This is a genomic window from Pseudoprevotella muciniphila, assembly GCF_003265305.2.
In the GTDB taxonomy this organism is placed as follows: Bacteria; Bacteroidota; Bacteroidia; order Bacteroidales; family Bacteroidaceae; genus Alloprevotella; species Alloprevotella muciniphila.
In genome coordinates this window covers 990,878-1,014,344 of record NZ_CP033459.1, presented here as the reverse complement: position 1 = coordinate 1,014,344, position 23,467 = coordinate 990,878, and the positions used below count along the sequence as shown (strand labels likewise).

General features: G+C 49.9%; 14 protein-coding genes and 1 pseudogene. 3 read left to right on the top strand and 12 right to left on the bottom strand.

What is annotated here, in order from left to right:
• Positions 1-104 precede the first annotated feature (104 nt).
• The 3 genes from C7Y71_RS04195 to C7Y71_RS04185 all read right to left on the bottom strand — a co-directional run bounded on the left by C7Y71_RS04195 (position 105) and on the right by C7Y71_RS04185 (position 8,231).
• The gene (locus C7Y71_RS04195) at positions 105-476 is read right to left on the bottom strand and encodes a dockerin type I domain-containing protein (protein ID WP_111898465.1); all 372 of its coding nucleotides are present in this window, start codon (positions 474-476) and stop codon (positions 105-107) included.
• A gap of 99 nt (positions 477-575) precedes the next feature.
• Entirely contained in the window at positions 576-857 is a 282-nt protein-coding gene (locus C7Y71_RS04190; protein WP_111898464.1) for a DUF4143 domain-containing protein, read from the bottom strand.
• A gap of 597 nt (positions 858-1,454) precedes the next feature.
• Positions 1,455-8,231: a LamG-like jellyroll fold domain-containing protein gene (locus tag C7Y71_RS04185; RefSeq protein WP_193215965.1), complete on the bottom strand. Its 6,777-nt coding sequence runs from the start codon at positions 8,229-8,231 to the stop codon at positions 1,455-1,457.
• Positions 8,232-9,326: 1,095 nt separating this feature from the next.
• On the opposite strand from C7Y71_RS04185, the gene C7Y71_RS04180 reads away from it, so the two are divergent.
• The 3 genes from C7Y71_RS04180 (at position 9,327) to C7Y71_RS04170 (ending at position 11,921) form a co-directional block, all read left to right on the top strand.
• Positions 9,327-10,127 carry a KilA-N domain-containing protein gene (locus tag C7Y71_RS04180; protein ID WP_111898462.1) on the top strand — a complete coding sequence of 267 codons (801 nt, stop codon included), beginning with the start codon at positions 9,327-9,329 and terminating at the stop codon, positions 10,125-10,127.
• 294 nt (positions 10,128-10,421) lie between these two features.
• Positions 10,422-11,714 carry a TlpA family protein disulfide reductase gene (locus C7Y71_RS04175; RefSeq protein WP_146739418.1) on the top strand — a complete coding sequence of 431 codons (1,293 nt, stop codon included), beginning with the start codon at positions 10,422-10,424 and terminating at the stop codon, positions 11,712-11,714.
• A 3-nt stretch (positions 11,715-11,717) separates the two neighbouring features.
• On the top strand, positions 11,718-11,921 hold the full coding sequence (locus tag C7Y71_RS04170) for a hypothetical protein (RefSeq protein ID WP_111898460.1): 204 nt from the start codon (positions 11,718-11,720) through the stop codon (positions 11,919-11,921).
• 131 nt (positions 11,922-12,052) lie between these two features.
• Here C7Y71_RS04170 and C7Y71_RS04165 read toward each other — a convergent pair whose 3' ends face one another.
• The 9 genes and pseudogenes from C7Y71_RS04165 to C7Y71_RS04125 all read right to left on the bottom strand — a co-directional run bounded on the left by C7Y71_RS04165 (position 12,053) and on the right by C7Y71_RS04125 (position 23,452).
• A complete protein-coding gene (locus tag C7Y71_RS04165; RefSeq protein ID WP_111898459.1) occupies positions 12,053-13,639 on the bottom strand; it encodes a sulfatase in 1,587 nt (528 codons plus the stop codon).
• 78 nt (positions 13,640-13,717) lie between these two features.
• Positions 13,718-13,993, bottom strand: a pseudogene (locus tag C7Y71_RS04160) (cell filamentation protein Fic); the annotation flags it as partial.
• Positions 13,994-14,046: 53 nt separating this feature from the next.
• Positions 14,047-14,658, bottom strand: coding sequence for a DNA alkylation repair protein (locus C7Y71_RS04155; protein ID WP_193215964.1), 612 nt, complete (start codon positions 14,656-14,658; stop codon positions 14,047-14,049).
• Positions 14,651-16,714 (bottom strand): dipeptidyl-peptidase 3 family protein, encoded by a 2,064-nt coding sequence (locus C7Y71_RS04150; protein WP_111898458.1) that lies wholly within the window; start codon positions 16,712-16,714, stop codon positions 14,651-14,653. Before C7Y71_RS04150 ends, C7Y71_RS04155 begins: the two co-directional genes overlap by 8 nt.
• A gap of 51 nt (positions 16,715-16,765) precedes the next feature.
• Entirely contained in the window at positions 16,766-17,428 is a 663-nt protein-coding gene (locus C7Y71_RS04145) for a DUF2461 domain-containing protein (RefSeq protein WP_111898457.1), read from the bottom strand.
• Positions 17,429-17,479: 51 nt separating this feature from the next.
• Positions 17,480-18,934: a TrkH family potassium uptake protein gene (locus tag C7Y71_RS04140; RefSeq protein ID WP_111898456.1), complete on the bottom strand. Its 1,455-nt coding sequence runs from the start codon at positions 18,932-18,934 to the stop codon at positions 17,480-17,482.
• Positions 18,931-20,280 (bottom strand): Trk system potassium transporter TrkA, encoded by a 1,350-nt coding sequence (gene trkA, locus C7Y71_RS04135; protein WP_111898455.1) that lies wholly within the window; start codon positions 20,278-20,280, stop codon positions 18,931-18,933. The genes C7Y71_RS04140 and trkA overlap by 4 nt, the downstream gene beginning before the upstream one ends.
• Positions 20,281-20,342: 62 nt before the next feature.
• Positions 20,343-22,235, bottom strand: coding sequence for a 1-deoxy-D-xylulose-5-phosphate synthase (gene dxs, locus C7Y71_RS04130; protein ID WP_111898519.1), 1,893 nt, complete (start codon positions 22,233-22,235; stop codon positions 20,343-20,345).
• A 191-nt stretch (positions 22,236-22,426) separates the two neighbouring features.
• Complete coding sequence (locus C7Y71_RS04125) at positions 22,427-23,452, bottom strand: transposase (RefSeq protein ID WP_111898518.1); 1,026 nt, start codon at positions 23,450-23,452, stop codon at positions 22,427-22,429.
• Positions 23,453-23,467: the final 15 nt, after the last annotated feature.

The following is a 23,467-nucleotide window of genomic DNA, read 5'->3' as shown; positions in this document are numbered from 1 at the left end:
TAAAAAATGGTTTTGGAGGTATCCAATCCTACTTTTAATTGTAATAAAAAAACTACTCCATAAAAAATAAGGAGCAGTTTATAATCATATCAAGGGGGAATGTTTTATTTTTTCGGACTCAAAGCGGTGCCTGAACCCACACCTGGTTTGATGGGTAGTTCGGTGGGGGCAGTGAGTTCCAAAGTGCCGTTGAGGATGAGGTTTACGAGGGCTGTTACGTCGCTGACGTCTATTTCTTCAGTTGTGTCCTTGTTCGTGTTGTAGGCGGTAAAATCGTACGCGTAACTACTTGTGGTGGTGGGGCTGCCGTTCAGGATGAAATTGACCATCATAGTCACGTCGGTTACGTCAACGTTACCATCGTTGTTGCAGTCGCCAAGATAGCGTCCGGAGTCGTTATTCCGGCTATTGGAGTCGTTGGCACTTGCTAAGGTGCAGCAACACAAGACACAGATAAAGAGCAGTATTCTTTTCATTTCAAATTATTCTCAAGATTAAGTTTAGATGGCAAAATTAAGAAATTTTGACAATAAACCACTTTGTGAGGAGTAAAAAATGATGGTTTTCTCATCTTTCTAATAAAAATGCCCGGTAAATGATTTTAGACCCGAGTTCATGCCTCGCCGTCCGCTTTTTACCTCTATAGCGATAATTTCTCCATCGTTTGAAATGATGAAATCCACTTCTTCCTTTTTGTTGTCTGATTTGGCATGATTACGCCAATGGAATACTTTATAATCTAATACTTCTGCCATGCTGGGAAGATGGGCTCTTACGGCACTTTCTACCCATCTCCCCCATGACTTGGTGTCTGTCTTGTCTGTATCAAAAGAGCGACCTTTGTATGCCGTCAACAATGCATTGTTATAAACTTATTTTTTATTATTGGTGTCCGGTAAAAGTTTTATGGACATAGTCATAAGCCTTTCTGTTTGGGTGTTTTATGGGTGGTGTAATCTATGGGGGCTTACTCTTTGACTTTGTTGCGTCCGTTTTAGTGCTCTGAATAAGGCTGAAAGCCTTACTGCTCATAGCCCAAGGCAACGCCTTGGGTATATGGACGTATGAGTATTTGCGTCCTGAAAGGACAAAAGCCATATTATTAAATAAATGCTAATCTCGTTTCTGCTTTTGCACTTACAGTGCGCCATTGCCATTGACCTTATCCCCCAGGGCGTTGCCCTGGGCTATGGGCTTTACGGACTTTCAGCCCGTTTTAGCGGACAACAATAAGTTTACCGGACAGCAATAATTTTTTATAGGGTAACGCAATGGCAAAGTCAGGAAAAATGTATAGATTGCCTTTTTAAGGTTTTGTGCATGTTTCTTTTTTGTAGTTATTTGTAGCAAAGGGAAAGGCAGAAAAGAACTGTATGCATCATTCTCGGTGAACAATGCATACAGCAAAATAGGTAACTGCTTGAAAAGCGCAGTTGGAATGGTTCTTTTCTATATTAGAACTTTACTTTCTGCCCATCTATGATGTAGATGTTTCCGCGTTGTGGCTTGGTAACACGACGGCCTTGGAGGTCGTAGATATTGACAGATTTCCAGTTTTCTGTTTGCTCTACACCGTCAATGCCTGTTACATCGTCGGTTATGATGCCAAATGCCGGTGTATAATTCTGAAGCGCTGCTATGTATGCAGCATCCACGGGTTCTATGCGCCACTGAGATGCCGAACCTTCTCTGGTCCAGCCAATGACGTTCGCAGAATTGTTGCTGTGCAGGTAGCCATATTGCTGTGCGCCCTGACAACCGCCGAAGAATGCAAACGTGATGTCGCTGGATGGATAAATCTGCACTTCTGCTTCCTGATATCCATAATTGTCATCAGGATTTACAGTGTAACTGCAGTTGTTGTTCGCGAGTGAGCGCAGCGGCATATCCAGATATCGTATCTGCCATGTGCCGTTTTCATTCATGATGAACTGTGCAGGTCCGCCTGGCTGCTGTTGAGCGTTGTCGCGGCCAATGTTGGATGTAAACAGACGTCCGCTGGTTTCATTTGTCACGATGTATTTGCCCGTGTAAGCGTTCCTGAGCAGGTAGTACTTACCGTCTTCAAGTTTCAGGATAGCGGTTTTTGCATCGTTGAGCAATGACCAGTATTGGCTGTAGTTTGTGGAGGGTTGGATGCCTTCTTCATACCTCGGCGACATAGCGTCGAACGATTCTTGCGAAAGTCTTCCTACACAATTCTTTATAGCGTCAGATCCAAGAAGGTATGCAAGGTCTGCCTGCACTTGTCCTGAGAAGTCTCCCGGGTCTGTGGGCTGGAATGCCGAACCATAACCAGACGTTGCACGCGCGTCAGCCCAAGTGGCCAGTATGCCGTTTCCGGCGAAGTCATTCAGATAAGCCGTGTTGTCGCCCACTTGCAGCAAGAATCCACCTCCGCTATATCCGGAAGGACCTGAAAGGAAACGTGTTCCTGTGAGGTTCATGGAAGCATGAGCGGCATTCTGTGTCTGTCCCTGTATGTAGAGACTGTGCGAAGCAGCATTCGTAACAAGGAATCCGGAGTAGGGGTTACCGAAGAGTGCCCACTTTGAAGCAGGTGATGCATTATTGCCAAGTTCATCCTCTAGAACAATCTTGTTCGTTTCAGCATCATACTTCATGTAGCGACCTCTTAGCTTGATGTTGTAGTAGGTCGTGTCTTGCGGCGTGCTGATTTGGAAATGATTCCACGATGCCCGAACTGCAATCGTCGTGTTGCCGTTTACGGTTGTCGGTGTGAAATCGTATTCGCAGTAGTTGAGACGCAACGCAGCTGGCAATTCTGATTTCACGTTGCCGTTGGCAACACCACGCTCACGGTAAGTGTGCCATAAGGTTGTACCAGTCTGGTCATATATCTGCCAGGTCACGGTGTTTCCTGTGCCTGCCACTTCGTTAGCCTTAAACGAAGAGCCGAAACCGGAAATGGCATTATTGTCTCTCCATGTGGAAAGGATGCCGCCATTGGCAAAATCGTTCAGGTAAGCCACGTCCTTCTCAACCTGGAGGACGAATCCGCCGCTTGAATGATTTGAAGCGAAGACATTGAAACGTGTACCGCCTTCGGCAACAGATGCCTTGCCGTTGTTTGCAACATTACCGGTTAGGTACTTGCCGCCAGCCGCAGCATTCGTTACAAGGACACCGGAATAAGGATTACCGAAGAATGCCCATTGAGCCGAGGCGTCGTTTGCCTGCGAAGCGTTCCCGACGAGTGCGATTTGTCCGTTTTCTGCAGTCCATTTCGCATACTTGCCGTTGAGTTGCAACTTGTAGTAAGTCGTGTCATTGGGAGTGCTGAATCTGAAATGGTTCCAAGTGGTTTGCACATCAATGACCTCGTCTCTGTTCACAACAACTGAAACAGGGCTGTAGTTGCAGCCGTTGATGTGTATTTCATCTGGTACTGCATTGAGCAGTGTGCCGTTTGGCACGTTTTGCTGCCGATAGAGTTTCCACAGTTTTGTTCCTGTCTCGTCGTATATGCGCCATGTCACGGTGTGTCCCTCCGTATTCTCAGGTAGTGGGAGGTTGTCGATTACCTGACCGTCCTGTCCGTAGAAATATATCTCGTTCAATGCCAGGAACGTACCGCCGGTTGGGAATTCAACCTTGAGGAAACGCTTCGTGGCTGGATTATTGAGTTGTATACCTGCCAACTTGTCATTGAAAATCAGGTGGGTGTTCTTTGACAAAGCCGTCCATGAGAGAGCGTCGTCACTTTCATAAACGCTAATCATGGTAGGTACGTAACGGGTGTCGTTTGCACGATCCACAAATAGTTTGATGGAATAAATCTCGTCAGTTTGTGAGCGGTCGTAAGTAACACTGTGCGGATAGGATGCCTGATAGTCCTTGTAGGTGCTGTGCCAAAGTGAGCCTGGTACACCGTCATTGGCATTAGTGGCAGGTCTGTGTTCTGCAACCAGTTCCTCGTCGCTCTTGTCTGCAACGCTGTAGAGTGTCTGGTTAAGCTGTCCTCCTTGAGGAACAAAGACGCCACGCTTAAAATTCAAGGCGAATACACCCGCTGACTCGCTCCAGGCATCACCGTCAGGACCGAAGCCAAGACGCGTTCCTGTGTTGCCATTGGATGTGGCATCGGTACAGTTGCCGCTGTTTTGGTTGAACTGATAGTAGAGCATCAGCCCGTGCTGATCCTGTGCTGAAGGAATGTCTGAGATGGGTGCAACGGCATATTCTTTCAGCTTGGCAGCAGGCAGAGCCGTACTCCAAACACGGAACTCATCAAACATGCCGAAGCAAGGAGCATCGCTTCCTCCTATCTGCAGCGTGTTGAATAAACCGCTGAAATCGGATTGAGAGCAGTTGGTTTCATGCACGGCGGAACCATCGCGGTTAAAGTAAAGCTTGCCGTTCAGGTAACTGATAGCATAGTGGTGCCATTGATCTTGTATGTAATATCCTGTGTTGGACTTTGCCAAAATATTATTGCCTAATTTGAGTGAAACGGTTCCAAACTGGTCTGATACAAGTTTGAGATTTCCCGATCCTGAAATGCCGAAACTCTCAGACTGGAACGATGTAGGCTTCAGCCAGAAGTCAATGGTCCATTCGTTTGAGATACCGTTGGGCAGGGATGTGGTAACGCGGTTGTTGCCGCCGGAGAACATCAGTCCGTTATATGAAGGAGCGTTGCATACCTGCAGTGCCAACTTACGCACCAATGTTGCGTCGCCTTCAGAGTTGATAACTGTCTGGCGCACTTCGTATTTACCTGCTTCAGGTGTGAAGACAGGGTTTTGCTCGTTGGACTGGTAGACACTTCCGTTTCCGGCAATTATGGTCCATGACCAGTCGGTTGGATTGTAGAGAGACTTGTCTTGAAGTGTTACGCTTTGTCCTTTGAGAATGACGCTTTGAGACAGCTCAAAGTCAGGTTTTGGAGGAGCAAGTGACACTGTGATTTGTTTCGTGACACTTACGCTTCTGCCGTCAGGTGCAGTTACCGTCAAAGTTACGGGATTTTGTCCCACCTTAAGGAATGAAACGGTTGTGTTTCGCGCTTCTGGCATTTCCACATCTGCGTTGGGAATGTTCCAACTGTATGTACAGTTGGGCAACAGGTTGGCAGCCTTCAGAGTGATGCGGGTTCCACCCACTGTGGAGGTGCGGCTTGGCTGGAAGTCAGCCGTAAGGGCAGGAGCCGCTTGCACGTTGATAGTACGGCTCAGTGTTGTGGACTTTCCTTTCATGTTTACAGCCGTGCATTGTATGGTTTTGTTGCCGGAAGATGTAAACGTAACGACAGGTTCCATTATATTATAGGTGTTGCCTTCTATTACCCATTTGCACGACACCAGGTCGTTTTCACCGGTAAGATAGATCTTGGCAGGCACTCCTGCACGGACATCGGTAGTCGTTGCAATGCTCACATTGGGAGCGGACGTATTCATGTTAACCGGATAGATGCGGTATTTGGCATTTGCACTGCTCGATGTGTTCCATCCTACGGGCAACGTGCCGTTACCATCAAGGAATTGGCGCTCCATGGCACCTCCTGCAGAAGGTACGGCAGTCGAACTCTGCAGATAGAACAAACCGCTTCCTGCAGATGTCAGAGTGAAGTTGTCTGCCTCATTACTGGGAGCAAATGGTACGTTAAACGGCAGAACCGGAACGGCACCGTTTTGAGAGGTCAGCGAAACTGTGCCATCTGCATTGCGCCCTAAGCGGAACAGGTACTTTTCTGCATTAGGTGTTGAAGCCGTAAGTGCAGTCGTGGTTGAGCGATACTGGTTGCCTTCGTCTGTCATGTAGTATTTACGGCCATTGTTGTAGAGTGCCACAATCTGTCCGTCAAACAGGTTACCGATGGTGGAAGAAGTATAGTCACCCACACTCTCAATGCCCGCCGTGCTGTAGCTGACGGGGATGATGTGGAAGCGGGAGTTTGCGTCGCCGGAATGCCATGTTACTGGATGGCTATCCACGCCGTTAAGGTAATAACTGCCATTCTTAATCAAGAACGCCTTTTGTGCTTGGTCTGCAACCGAAAGCGTGAAGTTTGCCGCTGTCTGACTGACATTGATGGCAGTGTTGTTGCTCGTGAATGCGGGAATGCTGCCGTTTGAAGAGGTGAAACGGTAATTATTGCCCGATTTGGAAATCTTGAAAACAAATTTGCAGTCGTCAGGATTCATGGTCTGCGGCGACCTGTTTGCATGTTTGTATTGTTGGGAACCATTGTCCACGATATAGCGGTTGCGGCCTGTATTATACAGTATGACATACATTCCGTCGGTCAACTCGTTAAGTGAGGAAATGGGGCTGCCTATGTGGCTAATATACTTTTGCGTTAGAGGCATTGTGGTGTGAATGGCGGCTGTTATCATGGAAGTGCGTTCATTTCCGTTGATGTTGTATGCTGCCTTTACACTGTAACTGCCTTGTGTGTTTCCAATGTTATAGTGTGTCGTGCTGCCGTCAACTCTTCCAATAATGTTGCCATCCTTGTAAACAATATAGGATGAGGGAGTGTATATCGTTCCTTGAGGCGCCTGCCAAGTGAATGTCGTACTCTCAATTTTGGGGCTTGTTGGTGGGAGCAATGCCTCTCCATAAACAATTGTGCTGATGACGGTGCGTCCGCCCTTATTTGCAATGGAAACGCTGTCGCCCGTAATTTGGAATGGCGTTTCCAACCCCTCTGTGCTGACATCGTAGTCGACAATCGATGCCTCGTGGATGCCACCCGTGCCAACGGCAGTGTTGTTGCTCTGAACGATGAAGAAATACTTAAGCGGTTGGCTTCTGTCGTAGCCTTCCGTCAGGTCTGTCAGGTCATATCCGAACTCCATTGGTTCGTAATGTAACTTGCCGTCTGCCCATTGTCCCAACATAGGCATCATCGGGTCATCGCCGTTCCATCCGTTACCTTGATAGTTGAAATGGTGGAAAGTGATGGTCTTTTCCGGTTCTGTGGCATTCAGGTTGCGTGAAATTCCCGCTCTCAGACTTATGGCACTTCGCTGGTTGTATGTCATCTTCAGTTTGATGGTACGCGTTGGTGCATAGTCCTTTCGGATGTTGTAGATTTCAGGCGTGAAACCATTTGTCTCGGTTGGTGTGTAGTATACCTTCTGTACGCTGTCCACCTTGGTTACTCCGTCGTTTGCATAGGTGTATTGCCATTCGGTGTGCTTGGTACACCTGGGCGCTGCAAGAGGATAGGGCATGTAGATGAATCCGTTGTTCGCCCAGCCGCCCCAGGAATTTACTATAATCCAAGCGCCTTTTTCATCCTGACCCACGGAATTGCACCGCTCGCCGGCAATGCCGTTGCCGTCCAGGTCGAACTCAATGCGATCATCGTAGCCGCAGATGGTAACGGCATGGTCAACACTGGTGCCGGTTATCCAATATCTCTTGCCAGTAACGCCTAAGGCATCATTGTTTGTTGTCTTAGGCACTGCCAGGTTGGGACCGCCGCAGGCTACACCCAGACCAAGCAGACCACCCGTGTGGTATGATTCATCGCCATTGTGGTTGTAAAGGTATCGTTTCGCAGCCAAGGCGCCTTTGCCGTAACCGCCGCGTCCCCAACCCTCGGGGTTGTTCTCCGGGTAGCCAATTACGCCTATGGGCAGGCTGCTTGTGTTCCATATCCTGTTGAACATGGATTTGTACCACTTGTCATATCCCTGCATCCATCCTCCATTGTAGTCCATTACATCTGTGTAGCCATAGATGTTGCTATATGGAAAACCGCCATAGGTTACAGCATCAGGATAGCCCACGAACATTGCCATGTAATCCTTTGGCGTACCGTTGTCATAGGAGAACGGATACTGGAAATTACAAGCCAATTTGTTTTCGGGGAGAGATGCGTTAGTCCCTCTGTAGGCGTTGAGTTCTTCCGTCAGCATGTAGCCTACGCGTGAAGAAACACCGCACGAACCGCCTGCCTGATTGAATACCGGAGGGAAATAAGGGGTCTTGGCATTGTCCCAATGGTCAGGTAGTTCGTTGCCTTGCTGCAACGCTTTAATTCTGTTACGTGATGAGGTGTTTTTTTTGACAGAAGGATTTCCGTCAACACCCGCACCCGGAATCAGAAGGTTGGGATTGGGATTCCATTGTGGTGTATAGTCCCTCCACTTGGTTTTATCCACTTCCACACCTTCAAGGTCCCACTGCGCATGGACAGCAGGATTGCATACCAATAGCATTATTGCTGTCAGTATGCATTTTGACAAATGTTTCATGATAAAATGGTTAATTGATAAAGATTTGGTTTTTACGCTCACTTTCATGAAGCGTCTTTTTTTCTTGGTTTGTGGTGGGCTTCTCCGTAGGATAATGCCTTTCTCTGGTTAGTTTGTCTTCAGTTGTGTGGCCTCAATCATCGCATCGTTTCTTAAATGACATTCAGAAAACGTCTTTTTAGACCATTTACACAAATACTATGTCTCACAACGAGACACCGTCGTTTCAGCCTGAATATTCTGATTTTTTATAACAGCGAAGTCTTATGTTTATGAATCCCGGGAAATAAAACGCAGTTAGAGATTGTATTTCCGTAAAAGGATATAAGTCAATGGATACCAACATCTTACACCTCGGTCGCACCAAAAGTTGGTATATTATGCGCTGTAAATTTAAATAGTTCGTAATTCGCTTGCAAAGTTATAAATTTTAATCAATCAAACAAGCTTTTTTCAATGTTTTTATAGTATTTTTTTCACAAACACAACAAAAATGTTTGTTTTGTGACAAATTTTAGAGGTGTTGGATTTAAGGAAAACCTCAAATATATATATGGGGTATTCTATAAATTTAGGCTTGAATGGTTTTTGAGTTATTATAGGTGAAGAATTCATGTGGAAGTGTTTAACAACTTTATAAGTATCTGTAACACAGACAGAAACGAATATACTCCAAAGTTGAAAGGTACAAAAAAGTGCAATAGCGAAAAATGGGAAATCTAAGAGTTTTGTAGAGCAAAACCAGCCTTCAAGAGTGAGCAAGATTTAACAATCGGTTAAGATTTTTCAACTTTTGATTTTGAGGCAATTTTGCCGTTTGCTAAGTCTGGCTGACAATAGTTGCTCATTATAGGGCTTTGCAGATAGCACGAAAATCAACGAAAAATAGGGTTCTTGTACCGCAGTTGTATCTCGGATGCTCTAAGTGTATGGAATTCAATGGCAGTTAATGATTCAAAGCCAAGTCTGGTATGTCATTTTCGCTCATTTTTGAGAAAATGGGGCACAGCTCCATGTTAAAGTCTGTCATTCCAGCTCTACTTTGATGAAAATTCAGTAACTTTGCAGCGCAAAGTATGCAATACGGCAGACTATATGGCAAAGATAACAGTACAGAATACGCAGATAACGGTCATAAAGCAGAATGAAGATGACTATATCAGCCTGACAGACATGTTGAAGGCGAAAGATGGTGAATTCTTCTTCTCTAACTGGCTGCGCAACCGCAATACCATTGAGTTCCTTGGAATATGGGAGCGGTTGATGAATCCGAATTTTAATTGTGCCGAATTCGACATAATTAAATCTCAGGCCGGACTGAATCGTTTCCGTCTCAGTGCAAAAGAATGGACGGAGAAAACCAATGCCATAGGAATCATCTCGAAGGCTGGACGTTATGGCGGCACATACGCCCACAAAGACATTGCCTTTGAGTTTGCCATGTGGATAAGCCCAGAGTTCAAGGTATATCTGATACGTGAGTTCCAACGGCTGAAAGACGAGGAGCAGAAGCAACTTGGGTGGACGGCGAAGCGTGAACTGTCTAAAATCAACTACCGCATTCACACGGATGCCATCAAGCAGAACCTAATTCCTGAAGAGGTGACGGCAGCACAGGCCAGCATCATCTATGCTGAAGAGGCAGACGTACTCAATGTAGCCATGTTCGGACAGACGGCCAAGCAATGGCGTGAAGCCCATCCTGAACTGAAAGGGAACATCCGTGACTATGCTTCCATCAACGAACTTATTTGTCTGGCAAATATGGAGAACATCAATGCAGTTCTCATTGATGAGGGAGTGCCACAGGGCGACCGCCTTGTCCGCCTCAATCAGATAGCCATCAATCAGATGCGTGTGCTGGAGAATGATGATAATAGAAACCTCTTAAAATGACATGAGTGGATAGAACATAACATAGAAACGACATAAGGAAGCGTTGACTTTTTGATTCTTGTTCCAGAAATTTCGCCAAAAATAACTCTCAAGATGATAGAAGTTGATGCTCGCGTTTTGGCGCGGGCTGATACTTGTATTTGAGAGAACGGCGTTTGGCGATGCCTCTGGAACGGATACAGAATCAGACTCGCGCCATTTTTATCACATATTAACGATATTTAACGCTATCGGCGCCACATTTTGGGCAAAACCTACGTATATATAAATATAGAAGAAGCAAAACAAGGAAATATGAACAAGAAAACCATCATCACCATACTGTTTGCACTTGCCGCCTTGGTGGGGCAGGCACAAGTGAAATGCCACATTGAAGGCAAGTTTGTTGATAACAAATGGGGCGATGAAGTCGTCATCTGCAAGATGGGGACAGACCTGCGCGTCAATGATGCACCAGAATGGCACCACAAGGCCGTGAATGGTCGCTTCGAGTGCGACATTGAAACGGATGTTCCTGAAATGTACGAGGTCATACCCTATAAACAGTATGTAGAGACCGCAAGTTATTATTATGGATGGTTCCTTGTGGAGAACGGAACGGTAAGGATAGAAATCTACGGCGACAAGTCTCCAAAGATAGAGAGTACAGGCGACGAAGGCCGATTGCATCAAGCGATGGATAGCGTTGCAGGTGTTCGTTTCCGTAACGAAATGGAGAGGATAAACCGCGAGTTGGAAGAACACAAGGAAAAATACTTCAAGCCCGAATTTCTGTCACTCATGCAAATAGCGGAGAATCTTGACAGAGAGAGTCTGCCCAAGGCATACGTTGACAGCATTGAGCATGTAATGGATTTCTACTATGACAACGAACGCGAGAGTTACACAGATGAAGGTTGGCAGTTGTTCCAGCGTGCCAATAGTTTAGATAGTCTCACCTATCCGTTCCGGTCAGAATACTATGCCGAACATCCCATGCTGTGGGCTTATTACCACGTGTTGCAGTCTATCGAAATGCTCAAATTTGCAAACGTATACCATAATTTCGATGCCACTCCCCATGAGCAAATGGTCGCACTCTACGAATCAAAACTATACAATTTGTACAAAGGTCATCCCATTCACGAGCATATTACCACAGCCCTGACAGCCCTTCGCTTTCAGCCTGGCAAGCCCTATATCGACTACAATGTCCGCAACACCGATGGTCAAATCGTTCCCATTTCCTCACTCATCCGAGGAAAGGTTGCTCTCATTGACCTCTGGGCATCGTGGTGTGGTCCCTGCCGTCGGCACAGCAAGGCCATGATTCCCGTCTATGAACGATATAAGGATAAGGGATTCACGGTCGTTGCCATTGCCCGTGAACGCAAGCGAGAGGATATGGAAAACGCAGCGAAGAAAGACGGATATCCTTGGCAGAGCCTCTTGGAACTGAACGACGAAAACGATGTGTGGCGCAAAAACGGAGCCGGCAATGGCGGAGGTGCCATGTTCCTCATCGACCGTGACGGCACCATTCTCTCCACCTCTACGGATGCTGAAGAACTGGAACCCATCATCAAGAAAGCACTGAATATTGAATAGACGATGAATAAGAAAACCATCATCACCCTCCTGCTCGCCCTCGTCGCAATGACGGGACTGGCGCAAAAGCATCTGCCTGCGTTTCAGTATTCGAAGGAACCTGCGGTGTTAAGCGGACAGATTATAGGAAACAACCAGCAGATAACGGATGTACAAAATTACTGCATGATTATATATTTCCCTCCCTTATATGTTAAAAAATGTTAATATATTTATATTGCAAAATCTGTTGCCGGCTTTTGCAATATAGACCAAACAATTTAAGAAAGTGCTTCCCAATTTTCCTTTTAGTGTATAAATAGTGTTTTTTTGAAAATCAAGAAGGCGTGGGACAATATTTATGATAATGAGTTGAGAAAGGTGCTGTATGCCTCGTCAGGCCACGGTACGGGTTGCCCAGTGGCTTTGAGTGTGGGGCGTTGGGCATTGGAAGATTTGAGGAGGCGAGTGAGGCGCTTGGCGAGTTTTCGGGCAAGGCGAGGGTGCGATGCAGCGAGGTTGTGCTGTTCGCCGATGTCGGTGCGGATGTTGAAGAGGTGGTACTCCTGTGTTTCCCAGAAGTAGATGAGGTGGTAGTCGCCGTGCATAATGGCAGAGTAGGCGCCGTATCCGTCCTCAATTTTTACACCGTCGGTCCAGATGTTGGGATAGTGCCAAATCAGAGTGCGTGCGCGGTGCTTCCTGGGCTTTTTCAGCAGGTCTGCAAAACTCACACCGTCGATGTGCTGTATGACCTGTGTCTGCTTGATGCCTGCCATGTCGAGGATGGTGGGGTAGAAATCTTCTATGATGATGCGGTTGTCGTTAACTGTGCCGCCCTCGGTCTGCCCCGGCACGTAGGCTATCATCGGTTCGTGTATGCCTCCCTCGTATGCGCTCCCTTTTCCGGCATGTGCGGGCCAGTTCTGGTCGATGTTCCGGCGACCCTGACGCGGCCAGATGGCTTGTCCGCCGTTGTCGCTCGTAAAGAGGATGATGGTGTTTTGCGCCACTTCCGGTTGCGTCTGAAGGAAGTCGAGGATGTCGCCCAGGCTCTTGTCCATGCCTTCCACGAGCGCTGCATGGTTTATTTCCGGCTCGCTGAGATGGGCTTGCAGTTGATTGTCGAACACACCCTGCCCATCTGCCTGCCGGTAGTTGCCTGTAAAGCGCGGGTCGGCGTCGTAAGGCACGTGGATGGCATAGTGCGACATGTAGAGGAAGAACGGCTGCTTTTCGGCAATGGGTTTCTGCATGGCAGCGAGAGCCTCGCGAGTAAGTGCCTCGGTTAGGAAAACGCCTGTGCCGTAGTATTTTTCCAGGCCTTTCACATGGAACGGTCCGCTGCCGTATTCGTTCTCAGCAAGATAACTCGCTGGTGCCCCGTTTGCCGCTCCTGCTATGTTCACATCGAACCCCATGCGCAATGGATCTTCGCCAGCCGTGCCTTCTGCAGCGAAATGTGCCTTGCCGCAGTGGATGGTGTAGTAGCCATTGTCGTGGAGTACTTGCGGCAGCGGTGTGATGCGTGTGGCGTTCTTGCTGTCGTGTGCGTCGGCATTAGCAGGCTGTATGCCGTTGTAGTTCCAGTCCGGAACGTTTATTACCTTGCTCTTCGAGTCAGTCTGTTTGTCGTAACTGAGTGTCCAGTTCGTTACGCGGTGGCGTGCGGCGTTCATGCCAGACATTAGTGAGCAACGCGAAGGCGACGACACGGCACAGGCGTAGGCATTAGTGAATTTTACCCCCATCTGCGCGAGGCGTTCCATGTTTGGTGTGCGATAACGGTCGTTGAGCGGTGTGCGCTCGATCCAGAATGGCACAGATGTCTCCTGCCACCCCATATCGTCCACAAGGAAAAGCACGATGTTCGGGCGGCTCTGTGCGCAGAGCGATACGGGGAGGGCAGAGAGGGTGAGCAGGGGGAGGATGTGGCGGTTGGTCATGAGGAAGAACTTTTACTGTTTTTTTTGTTGAAAATCACAGCCCTGCGTCAGTGAGCAGGCTGTCGCCGCGTCGTTCGCATCTAAATTGTAATGATTGACTTCGTATGATTTTCCATCAGCGGCAGTTGTTCGGAATTTCCGAACAACTGCATTTTCTTCAAGTTCGCCGTTCTCAAAAATGTGTTTGATGTGTTCGCTCACATTCGACTTACTTGATTGATAAAGTTCGCACAGTTGTGCTTGTGTGAGCCATACAGTTTCCTGTTCGATGCGCACATCGATGTGCGTCTTGCCATCTTCACTTTGATATATTAGTATATTGCCATTTTCATTAGGCATCAATTTGTTTTCCATGTTTATCATTTATAAAACCGGCCATATATATATGTAACGATATGTCCTTGTTATCACAGCCCTGCGTCAGTGAGCAGGCTGTCTCCGCGTCGTTCGCATCGCAGGTTGAGGTCCATGAATTTCAGTATGGCGGTGTGTGCTGCCTTGCGCACATGGAAATCGTTGCTGTTGAGGGCTGTTGCTGCCTGGTCGAGAAATTCGTCCTCTCCGCGTGGCGATGCCTCCGTGCCGTTGGCGAAGAGCCGGGCGATGAGTTGGAATCCGCACATCTGGAACATGGAGCGTTCGTCTGCCATCCATTCGAATGCCTTTTGCGGGGCGTAGGGCAGACGTTGGAAGAGGTACATCACGCAGCACTGCACCTCCTCGGCATAGTTCGCCTGTTCGAGCCAGATATCTGCCATTTCGGGGCAGAATTCTTCGGTTGGCATGAGCATGGGGGCTATGATGCGGCTCTCGCGGATGTTTTCCTTCCATAGCGCCTGTGCCAATTCGCGCGTGTGGGGCAGGGTAGCGGCAAATGCCATCAACCGCGGTAGTTCCACACCGAAAATTACCTTGTATTTCAGTCCCTTTTCGCGCATCGACTGGCTCACGGGACCGTTCATCATGCTGTGGAACTCGCGGTGGATCTGTATTATCTGTTCTTCTGTCGTCTTAGTCATTGATGTCGGGCAGGGTGTTGTAGTCGCGACTATAGCGTAGCATCTGTGCATCGTAGGACTCATCGTAGGAAATCTTCACATCGGTGATGTTGCCTTTGGCATCCTTTACGGCTGTATAGACGGGATTGATGAAGCCCTTGTAAGGTTTCAGGTTGAGGCGTGCATAGCGGTCGAGCACTTCCTTATGGAGTTCGGGATCCACTTTTACACCATAGTCTTCCACCAGTCTGCGTGCTGCTTCGTAGTCGCCTTCGCTCTTGATGCGCTGCACTTCAGCCAAAAGTTCTGCGAAGAGGTCGCGCAATTTGGCGTAGTCGTTGATTCTGACGTAGGTCTTGCCTTTTTTCTTTACGAGTTCCACCACCTTGTCTTTCTTGCCGTGTTCGTATGCCCAGTGGGCTATGAAGGCGCGGTTGCGCATGTGTGCTTCTTCGATGGTGTTGCCCGGCTTGATGCGCACGAGTTGTGTCATGAGGCCGTTCATCATGTAGGTGTAGTACTGCGACTTGTAGGCTTCGAGGTCGGGTGTCAGCCCGAGGTCCACGAGTTTCTGGTCGGCAAGGTAGTAGAGTGCGAAGATGTCTGCCCTGCCTTCTTCGATGGTGCTGCCGTATGCCTTCAGCGTGTCGGGGTCTGTGCCCGGCAGGAGTTTTCCGCTACCATGTCCGAGACATTCGTGCAGGTCGGTGTGCAAGTCGTCGCAGTTGTCGCCATACTTGTTGATGAGGTCGCGTGTGGCTTGGTCGATGACGAATTCCTCGTCGAATCCACTGCCGTGCGAAGCCTTGGCGTATGCGCCAGTGAGGTTGCTGATGGTTACACTCTTCGATCCGTGCTCGCGGCGCACCCAGTCGGAGTTCGGCAGGTTGATGCCGATGGCTGTGCTGGGGTAGAGATCGCCACCGAGGATGGCGGCGGTAATGACCTTTGCAGAAATGCCTTTCACCTTCTCCTTCTTGAAGCGTGGGTCGGCTGGTGAGTTGTCTTCGAACCATTGTGCGTTCTCTGAAAGTTTCTTCGTGCGCTCGGTGGCTTCGAGGTCTTTGTAGTTGACGATGGATTCCCATGAGGCTTTCATGCCGAGCGGGTCGCCGTAACTCTCTGTGAAGCCATTTACAAAGTCAACGAGACTCTCTGTGTCCTTGAGCCAGAGGATGCAGTATTCGTCGAATGTGCGCAGGTCGCCCGTGCGGTAGTATTCTATGAGCCGGTCTATCACCTTGACCTGTTCCGGACGGTCGGCAAAGGGTTTTGCTTTTTCGAGGTTCTCTATGATTTTAGTGATGGCTGTGCCATAGAGCCCATATTCGCGCCACACTCTTTCGCGCAACACGCCGTCTTCTTTCACTAAGCGGCTGTTTAGCCCCATCATGACGGGGCGCGGGTCGTTGGCAGGTTTGCGCTGTGTGTAGAATTCTTCTGCTTCAGCCTGCGTGATGCCTTCGCCGTAGTAGTTCTCGGCAGAGGTCAGGATGAGGTCGTCGCCATCTTTTTGGTTCACACGCATCGGCATGACAGCGGGGTCGAAGATGACGGGGCGGATCTCGTTGAAGAAATGTGTGCAGGCTGCTTCGGCACTCAAGGCTTCGGCGTTGTCAGCCGTGCAGAGCGACTGAAGACCTTTTTTCTGCCACACCTGCATCAGGGCATCTTTCAGCCACGCTTCAGAGAAATCGGCCTGGAACTTCTCGCAGCCATAGTGGTGGTGAATGCCGCTGGAAAACCACAGACGCTTGAGATATACGGCAAACGCCTCGAAGTCCTTGCTCGTGCGGTCGCCCTGCCAGTCGGTATAAATCGCTTCAAATGCGCGGCGCAGGCGCAGGTTATAACGGCCGTTCTGGTCGAAAAGGATGTCGCGCCCCTGGAGAGCGGCTTCCGTGAGGTAATAGACGTAGGTCTTCTGTTTCAGCGTGAGTTTGTCGAAATCTTCCACCTTGTAGCGCAGCATCTGGATGTCGGCAAACTGTTCGTCGGTGTACTTGAAATTGTCTGTCTGTGCAGTGGCTCCCACCGCAGAAGTTGCTATAAGCATTGTTGTCAGTATTTTTTTCATTTGGTTTTTACTTTGTCTTAGTTTTTATAGAAGTTATAGATGCTATAGATACTATAGATAGTCGTCTACGGTCTCGTTGATGAAGTCGATGAGCGGTTTCACCACCTTGAACCGGTATGTGGCGATGTCTGCCCAGTCGTCGGAGAGGATTTCTTCCTCCGTCATGGCGGTCCATGTGGCATAGTCCTTCGGGCGGAGATACTGGGGGTACGGGAAGTCGCGCGGGAAGCCTTTAGGCAGGGTTTTCAGCGTGTCGAGGCCTATGACGGGATACAGGCTCTTGAATTCCGGGTCTTCCACGATGCTGCGGAAGCGGTCGATGTCCACTATGATGCTGTTTCGCACGGCATTCAGTACATCCGCCGGCAACCAGTAGGATCCGCATGCCACCATGCTGTTGCCAGGCTCGATGTGGAAATAGTAGCCGCCGTGGAAGGACTTTTTGCCCATCGTGTTGATGTATGTGCCGAAGTGGCGTTTGTAGGGTGATTTGTCGGGCGAGAAGCGTGTGTCGCGATAGAAGCGGTAGAGCGTGCTTTTTAGCGGTACGTTTGCCACTTCGGGGTCGAAGGCACTGATGCGGTTGATGAGCGTCTGCGCCATGTCCTCGAAGATGGATCGCGCTTCATCGTATTCTGCGCGGTGAGCCTTAAACCATTCGCGGTCGTTGTGTGCTGCTATGTGGCGAAGGAAGGTGAAAATCTTTTCTCTCATAAGGTGCTGAATGCGTTAAGGTTGCTGTTTTGTCGGGACAGCCCTTTGTTCTCAGTCTTTTTTCCAGAATCTGGGTATGAATGGCAGGATAAAGACGAAGATTTCGAGGCGTCCGGCGAGCATCAGGAAACTGCCGAGCCACAGCCCTTCGTCGGGCAGTAGGCCCATAGGATTCACGGCGCCTATGGTGTGTCCGAGGGCGGGTCCTATGTTACCCAGAAGGGCTATTGTTACACCGAAGGCATCGAGCAGCGGCATGTCCATGAGTGTGTAGCACATGGTGCCTGCTATGGCGATGATGATGTATATCGTGAAGAAGGCGAAGATGGTGCGGATGATGTCCTCTGCAATGGTATGGCTACCTATCCTCACCGGTAGTACTGCCTTAGGGTGGAGAATACGCTTGAACTCGTTCTGCAGGATTTTCAGTGCCGCAACAAGCCTGACACACTTCACACCACCTGCCGTGGATCCCGAGCAGGAACCTATCACCGAGATGACGAGAAGGATGACCCATGTTAGGCGCGGCCATACCATGAAGTCGTTTGTTGTGAAACCTGTTGTGGTCTGAATCGACACCACATGGAATAAGGCGTTGCGGAAGTCGGAAAAGACCTTGTCGCCATCGAAGAGTAGACAAACAGTGATGAGAGCCGTGCTGCCCAACAGGATATAGATATATGTGCGCAATTCTCCATCGCGGAACACATACTTGAAATTGTGCTTGATGAATAAGAAGAACAGCATCGTGAAACTCACACCCGAGAGGAACATAAAGAGGATGAGCACGTATTCTATGGCAGGCGAGTGGAAGTAGCCAATGCTTTCCTGATGTGTGGAGAAACCACCACTTGACACTGTAGACATGGCGTGATTGATGGCATCGAACCATCCCATGCCTGCTATTTTCAGCGAGAACATGCAAGCCACAAATAGCGAGATGTAGATGCCCCAGATGTAGCGGGCTGTGGTCTGCACACGCGGGTGCAGTTTGCCGACCGATACCCCCGTGGCTTCGGCTGCAAAGAGTTTTGTGGCACCCGTGCCGAGCGAGGGAAGTACTGCCACGGTGAAGAACACGATGCCCAAACCGCCGAGCCAGTGCATCAGCGACCGCCAGAACAGGATGGAGTGGGGCAGTGTGTCGAGGTTGCCGAGTGCTGTGGCACCTGTGGTGGTGAAACCCGACACCGCTTCGAAAAATGCCACTGAAATGCGTTCTGTGGAGCAACCGAAGATGAAAGGGAGTGCACCGATAATGGTGAACAGTGTCCATGTGGCTGCTACGGACAGGTAGCCTTCGCGACGTGTCATCCTTCCCTGTGAGTCTTTTCCGAAAAGATGCAAAGCGATGGCTATTGCTGATGAGATGGCGACCGACCAATAGAAATTACTCAATCCTGACTCGCCGTAGAAGATGCCCACGGCGAGAGCCACAATGAGTAGGATGGTCTCCAAAACCGCCATCGAACACAGAATTCTTGCAATGATTTTATAATTGATCATTTGAAGTACTGTTCCAGTTTCTTGATGTTGCTTTCAAGGCAGAATGCCACCACCGTGTCTCCGGGCAGAATCTGTGTGTTGCCGTTTGGCAGTATGCCCCGTCCGTTGCGCACGATGCCACCGATGTTGATGCTTGCTGGCAGGTTGAGGTCCTTGATAGGGTGCCTGGTTACTTTCGCGTTCTCCATCACGGGGAATTCCGCCACGTCGGCATTCGCCACGGTGAGGCTCTTCACCGATGTGGTGTCCGCCTTGAGCAGCATGCGGTAGATGTGGCTGGCGGCGATTGTCTTTTTGTTGAGTATGGTGCCGATGCCGAGATTTTCAGCCATGCTGATATAGTCGGTATTTTCCACGATAGCCACCGTCTTGCGCACCCCTTTCTGCTTTGCCATGACGCAGGCGAGTATGTTCTTTTCCGAATTGTCGGTCAGGGCGGCAAAGGCATCGCATTTGTCGATGTTTTCTTCTTCCAGAAGGTCGGTGTCGGTACCGTCGCCGTGAATCATCATGATGTGGTCGGTGTCTATCACCCTGTTGAACTCTTCGCAACGCTTCTGGCTCTTCTCGAAGATGCGTGTGGATATGCTTTTGGGCAGGAGAGAAACGGTCTGTTTCGTGGTGTCGCTGCCGCCGAGAATCATAAGTGTTTTTACTTCGGGATAGTCTTCCTTACCCGTGATTTGGCGGATGTGCGCCGTGTGTTCGGGTGTGGTCATGAAGAAGGCGATGTCGTCGTGGCAAACGAAGTCGTCGCCGTGCGGAATGATGGTATCATTGCCGCGCTTGATGGCTACGATGTGGAATGGTGCATCGGAACCACAGATTTCCTTGATGGGCTTGTCTTCGGTTACTATGCTGGCATTGGCTCTGACCTTGATGCCAAGCATGATGAGTTTGCCGTTCTGGAACTCTGTCCATTGCCTGATCCAACTCCTCTTGAGGTTCGACACGATTTCCTTGCCGGCGAGGAGTTCGGGGTAGATGATGCTGCCCACTCCCATCTTCTTGAAGAAAGTGGTTTCAGCCTCGAGTGTGAATTCCGGATTGTCCACCCGTGCCACGGTCTTTTCCGCCCCCATCTTTGCTGCCAGCATACAGCAGGTGAGGTTGTGTGCCTCATCGGGTGTTACGGCGATGAAGAGGTCCGAATTCTGCACATTGGCAGTCTTAAGCACTCCGATGGACATGGGGTTGCCTTGTAGTTGGCGCAAATCAAGATTGCTCGAGATGCTTTCCAACTTCTCTTGGCTCTCGTCGATGATGGTAATGTCGTGCTGTTCCTTTACGAGGAGACGGGCGAGGTGTTTTCCTACTGCTCCTGCTCCTGCTATGACGATTTTCATGATGAAAAACTTGTTGTCCTAATGTTGTATTTCTTACTGTTTTTGATGTGCCGCAATGATGCTTATGCTTTGAGCAAAGAGGAGATGGTCTGAACGATGCTATCGTTGTCGAGTCCCACGAGCCGACGCTCTTCTGCCACACTGCCGTGAGGTACAAACGAGTCGGGCAGTCCGAGGCGCACGAGGTGCGGCACTGTGCCTTTGTCGCTGAAGTATTCGAGCACAGCGCTACCCATTCCTCCTGCTTTCACACCGTCCTCAATGGTGATGACTTTGCTGAATTTGCTACCTATTTCGCTAAGCATTTCCTCGTCTATTGGTTTGAGGAAGCGCAGGTCATAGTGGGCTATGCTGCACCCGAGTGTGCGCTCTGCCTCTGCAATGGCTCTCGTTGCGTCCTTTCCGATGGGTCCGAGCGAGATGACGGCGAGGTCGGTGCCTTCCTTGATGGTGCGCCCCTTGCCTACGGGCACTTCTTCGAGCGGACATTGCCAGTCGAGCAGTTCGCCGCGCCCGCGAGGATAGCGAATCACGAAAGTGCCCTTGCCGGGCAGTTGCGCGGTGTACATCAGCCGTCGCAGTTCGTGCTCGTCGTAGGGCGAGGCGATGGTTACGTTGGGTATGGGGCGCAGGGCAGCGAGGTCGAATGCGCCGTGATGGGTCGGACCGTCTTCGCCCACAAGTCCGGCGCGGTCAAGACAGAACACGACGGGCAGGTCGAGGAGCGCCACATCGTGAATGATGTTGTCGTAGGCGCGCTGCGAGAAGGCGGAATAGATGTTGCAGAAGGGCTGCATGCCTTCTTTGGCGAGTCCGCCGGCAAAGGTGGCTGCATGTCCTTCGGCTATGCCCACATCGTAGGTGCGCTCGGGCATTTCTTTCATCATCAGACTCAGCGAGCAACCAGTGGGCATGGCAGGTGTGATGCCCACGATGCGCGGGTTGCGACGTGCCAGTTCGAGAATGGTCTCACCAAACACGTCCTGAAACTTTGGAGGCTTCGGTGTTTCATCCACCTTGCGCTCACCCGTTTCGGCATCGAATTTGCCTGGTGCGTGCCAGATGGTGGCTTCTTCTTCGGCAGGTTGATAGCCCTTACCTTTTGTGGTCTTGATGTGGAGCAACTTCGGCCCTTTCATGTCCTTTATTTCCTTCAGCACACGCACCAGTTGCTTGATGTCGTGGCCATCCATGGGTCCGAAATAGCGGATGTCCATGCCCTCAAAAATGTTCTTCTGACGGGTGATGAGGGATTTCATGGCATTGTTGAAGCGAAGGATGGTTCTGCGACGGTTTTCATCGATGATGCCCCACTTCTGCAGTGTGCGCGCTGCACGGAAGCGCAGGCGGTTGTAGGTACTGCTGGTGTGGAGATTAAGCAAGTATTGTTTCATGCCGCCCACACTCTGGTCGATGCTCATGTTGTTGTCGTTGAGGATGATGAGCATGTTATTGGGCTTGTCGGAGGCATTGTTCAGTCCCTCGAAAGCCAGACCGCCACTCATGGCACCATCGCCGATGACAGCCACGATGTGCCTGTCTTCTTCCTTCTTCTGCATGGCAGCCACCGACATGCCGAGCGCAGCCGAGATGGAGTTGCTGGCATGACCGCAGGCAAACGTGTCGTACTCGCTCTCATCGGGCGAGGGGAAAGGGCGCAGCCCGCCAAACTTGCGGTTTGTCTTGAAAAGGTCGCGGCGTCCGGTGAGGATTTTGTGGGCGTATGCCTGATGCCCCACGTCCCACACGATGCGGTCGTAGGGCGTGCTGAACACATAGTGCAGGGCCACGGTGAGTTCTATCACACCGAGGCTCGACGCCAAGTGTCCGGGATTGACAGAGAGTTCACTGACAATGTCCGACCGCAGTTCTTCGCAGAGCGCAGAAAGTTGCTCCTCTGGCAGTTGGCGGAGGTCTTCAGGCGTGTTGATGTTCGGTAAAATTTTCAGTTCCATAACTGTTGTGTGGGTCAAACCGATTTATTTGTCCCAATCGGCAGATTTGTGCAAAAGGCGCAATAACCCAATTTCAAAAGGCAAAAATACTGAAAAAATCCCGTATGTGTGTTTTTTGAGTTTAAAATCGGACGGATATTAGATTCATTTTTTCATCTGTCACAAATGCAAACTGCATCTTAAAAATGATATTATTGTTGGCAGATGATGGCGGTCATGGCATTCAGTGTCAGGCACATTTCGCGTGAGAGCGGAATACGGCGGTTTTCGTGAGGCCATGGTGCAAGGATAAGGAAATGCCCTTCGGCGCAGGCAGCATAGTATTGATGGTCAGGTCGGCTGAAAGTGTTGAACCCCCATGGTGTGAGAAAGATGAGTGGCAGGTGTGCTTCGAGCGCGGCTCGCATAACGGCTTGCTCGCCCTTGGAAATGGCAGGCGATACGAGCACTGCGCCGCGACGGGCTTTTGCCAGCATCTGCTTCACGGTGTCTTCAATCTGTTCATCGGTGAGGCTTCTGGAACATTGCACCTGCTGCTTTTCCGGGTAGGAGAGGAGAAAGCGGTTGCCTATGGCTGCATAGGTCTGACCGGCTATATTGATGTCGAAGACAACGCGGAAGAAGTCGGGGTGGGCTCGCCGCAATGCCAGACGTCGCGGGTTGTCGTGCAGGTATTGGAACCACCGGTTCAGTTCTCCACGCCCCTCCAGGATGTGGTCGTTGTAGTTGCGGCTCCAGAGGAGGCCATGGCTGCGGCTATCCCCTCTGTTTTCTTTGCTGCAACAGTGTTGCAGCATAGGGGACAGGGGATTCTGCAACCGGCGGTAGGCTTTGTTGCAGCCTGCTTTGAAGCCCTTGATGACCATGCCGAGGTGCTGCTCCATCTTTCGTGTTACGAAAAGGATGCCATGGAGGTGGTCAGGCATGATGGTTGTGGCGAGGACGCGGATGTCAGGATAGTGCTTCTCTATGGAAAGCCAACAGGAGCGCACTTCCTCGCCAAGAGGTGTTAAGACTATCTTTGGTGCATCAATAGAACCTTTTGGTGCATCGGCATTGCCCACTAATTTGCCGAGTAGCGGGCGGCGCCCCTCTGTAGTCATGGTAATGAGGTAGATGCGGCGGCTCTCGTAGTCGTGGCCTACACGTCTGCGAAGCATCGAGGATTTCTTCTCGCCGGCAAATGGCTTGTGCTTCTCGAATTCCTCCCAGTTCATCTTTTTTTCTTTCTT